General features: G+C 51.6%; 2 protein-coding genes. Both read left to right on the forward strand.

Features of this window, described 5'->3' with window-relative positions:
* A partial coding sequence (gene gltX, locus A918_RS0118205) for a glutamate--tRNA ligase (protein WP_022712431.1) occupies nucleotides 1-985 on the forward strand: 985 nt, incomplete at its 5' end.
* A 381-nt stretch (nucleotides 986-1,366) separates the two neighbouring features.
* On the forward strand, nucleotides 1,367-2,659 hold the full coding sequence (gltA, locus tag A918_RS0118210) for a citrate synthase (RefSeq protein WP_022712432.1): 1,293 nt from the start codon (nucleotides 1,367-1,369) through the stop codon (nucleotides 2,657-2,659).
* The last annotated feature ends 139 nt before the right edge of the window (nucleotides 2,660-2,798 follow it).

Genomic DNA, 2,798 nt, shown 5'->3' on the forward strand with positions numbered 1-2,798 from the left:
TAAAGCGCCGCGCGAAGGTGAAACCGTTGTGCTTGATGATGTGCAGGGCGAAGTCCGTTTCCCGAACAAGGATCTGGATGATTTCATCATTCTGCGTTCCGACGGCGCGCCAACCTATATGCATGCGGTTGTGGTCGACGATCATGATATGGGCGTTACCCATATTATCCGTGGTGATGACCATCTGACCAATGCTGCCCGCCAGACAGTTATTTATCAGGCAATGGGCTGGGATGTGCCTAAAATGTCCCATATCCCGCTGATCCATGGTGCGGATGGTGCGAAGCTCTCCAAGCGTCACGGTGCGCTCGGCGTTGAGGCCTATCGTGCAATGGGCTATCTGCCTGAAGCACTGTGCAACTATCTGGTTCGCCTCGGCTGGAGCCATGGTGATGATGAAATCATGACCATTGAGCAGATGATTGAATGGTTTGATACCAAAGACATCAACAAAGGTGCATCACGTTTTGACTTCCAGAAACTGGAAGCCATTAACGGTCATCATATCCGCGCCAGCGATTCAGAAACGCTTACCAAAGCGCTGATCGATGTTCTGCCTTATATTGAAGGCGGTGCGGAACTGCAGGCTCTGCTGACCGATGAGCGCCGTGCACAGCTTGTTGCAGCAATGCCGGGTCTCAAAGACCGTGCAAAAACACTGGTGGAACTGGCAGACGGTGCGAAATTCCTGTTCGTCTCCCGCCCGCTGCCGCTGGATGAAAAAGCTGCTAGCCTGCTCAATGATGAAGGCCGCGCAATCCTCAAAGATGTATTGCCGAAGCTGGAAGCTGCCGAGTGGAATGCAGATGCGCTGGATGCCGTTGTCCGCGCTCATGCGGAATCAACCGGCCTGAAGCTTGGCAAAATTGCCCAGCCTCTGCGTGCCGCCCTCACCGGTCGCGCCACTTCACCGGGCGTTTTTGACGTTCTGGTGGTTCTTGGTCGCGAAGAAGCGCTCGGACGTATTCAGGATCAGGCCGTATAAAGCCTGTCAGAAGCCGTGTTCTTTCAAGAGAATACGGCTTCAAACACGCCCTGAACACAGGAGTGTGATTTTCAAAAACCGGCCTCTGTCGTAAGAATGGCTAATTGACAGAAATTTGTTCAGAAAAACGCAAATTTCCACATTGCAACCTCCAACATTTACGATAGTTTGAGCCATAAATTTTGCAGGCCGTCATTCACAAATATCATGAATTTTGAGTGACAGCGGCTTAAGGATATTTTTCAAACTGGCAGCGCCGGTAAAAATACCCTAACTGTATGTTTCTATGCATAAGACTAAACCGAAACACCCGTTTTCGGCATTATGCTCCAAATTTACTGCTGTCCACGAGCAGTGAGCGCGATGATGAAAGGAACCAGTATGTCTAATACGACAGCGACAATCACGCTAAATGGCAATTCGACCGAATTGCCGGTCCGCAAAGGTACAATCGGACCAGATGTCGTCGAAATCGGCCCGCTTTACAAGAATACAAATTCCTTCACATACGATCCTGGTTTCACTTCAACCGCTTCCTGCGAATCCAAAATCACTTATATTGACGGTGACGAAGGCGTTCTCCTGCATCGCGGCTATCCGATCGAACAGCTCGCCGAACAGGGCGATTTCCTTGAAACCTGCTACTTGCTTCTCTACGGCGAACTGCCAACCAAGACCCAGAAAGCAGACTTTGACTACCGCGTGACCCGCCACACCATGGTGCATGAGCAGATGTCGCGCTTCTTTACCGGCTTCCGCCGCGATGCGCATCCGATGGCCATTATGGTTGGCTGCGTTGGCGCCATGTCCGCCTTCTACCACGACTCAACCGACATTACTGACCCGCATCAGCGTATGGTTGCTTCGATCCGCCTTCTGGCGAAAATGCCGACACTGGCTGCAATGGCCTATAAATATCATGTCGGTCAGCCTTTCGTTTATCCGAAGAATGATCTTGATCTGGCTTCCAACTTCCTGCGCATGTGCTTTGCCGTGCCTTGCGAAGAATATAAGGTCAATCCGGTTCTGGCACGCGCCATGGATCGTATCTTCATCCTTCATGCGGACCACGAGCAGAACGCTTCGACTTCGACCGTTCGTCTCGCCGGTTCTTCGGGCGCGAACCCGTTTGCCTGTATCGCTGCCGGTATTGCCTGCCTCTGGGGTCCTGCTCACGGCGGTGCCAACGAAGCTGCATTGAACATGCTGGCTGAAATCGGCTCGGTTGACCGTATTCCTGAATATATCGCCAAGGCAAAAGACAAGAACGATCCGTTCCGTCTGATGGGCTTCGGTCACCGCGTTTACAAAAACTACGATCCGCGCGCCCGCATCATGCAGAAAACCACGCATGAAGTTCTCGGTGAACTCGGCATCAAAGATGATCCGTTGCTCGATGTTGCGATGGAACTGGAAAATATTGCACTGACCGATGAATATTTCATCGAGAAGAAGCTCTATCCGAATATCGACTTCTATTCCGGCATCACGCTGAAGGCTCTCGGCTTCCCGACAGAAATGTTCACAGTTCTGTTCGCCGTTGCCCGTACCATCGGCTGGGTTGCCCAGTGGAAAGAAATGGTCGAAGACCCGCAGCAGAAAATCGGCCGTCCGCGTCAGCTCTATACAGGTTACGCACAGCGCGATTTCGTACCGCTGGCAAAACGCAAATAATCTGTGCCGGATATCTGAGAGCCCTATCTCAGATCAATATTCGGTTCTTACGACTAGAGCGGTTTACGTCCAGATTGGATCATAGCGCTCGCTCTAGATTCTTTATTTGGTCGCATTATCACGGGCGTCAAGTTGATCC

This window comes from Pseudochrobactrum sp. AO18b, from assembly GCF_000409565.1.
Lineage (GTDB): Bacteria > Pseudomonadota > Alphaproteobacteria > Rhizobiales > Rhizobiaceae > Pseudochrobactrum > Pseudochrobactrum saccharolyticum.

Coding starts and splice junctions, on each gene's coding strand:
- gltA (WP_022712432.1), top strand. CDS start 1,367: ATGTCTAATACGACAGCGACAATCACGCTAAATGGCAATTCGACCGAA.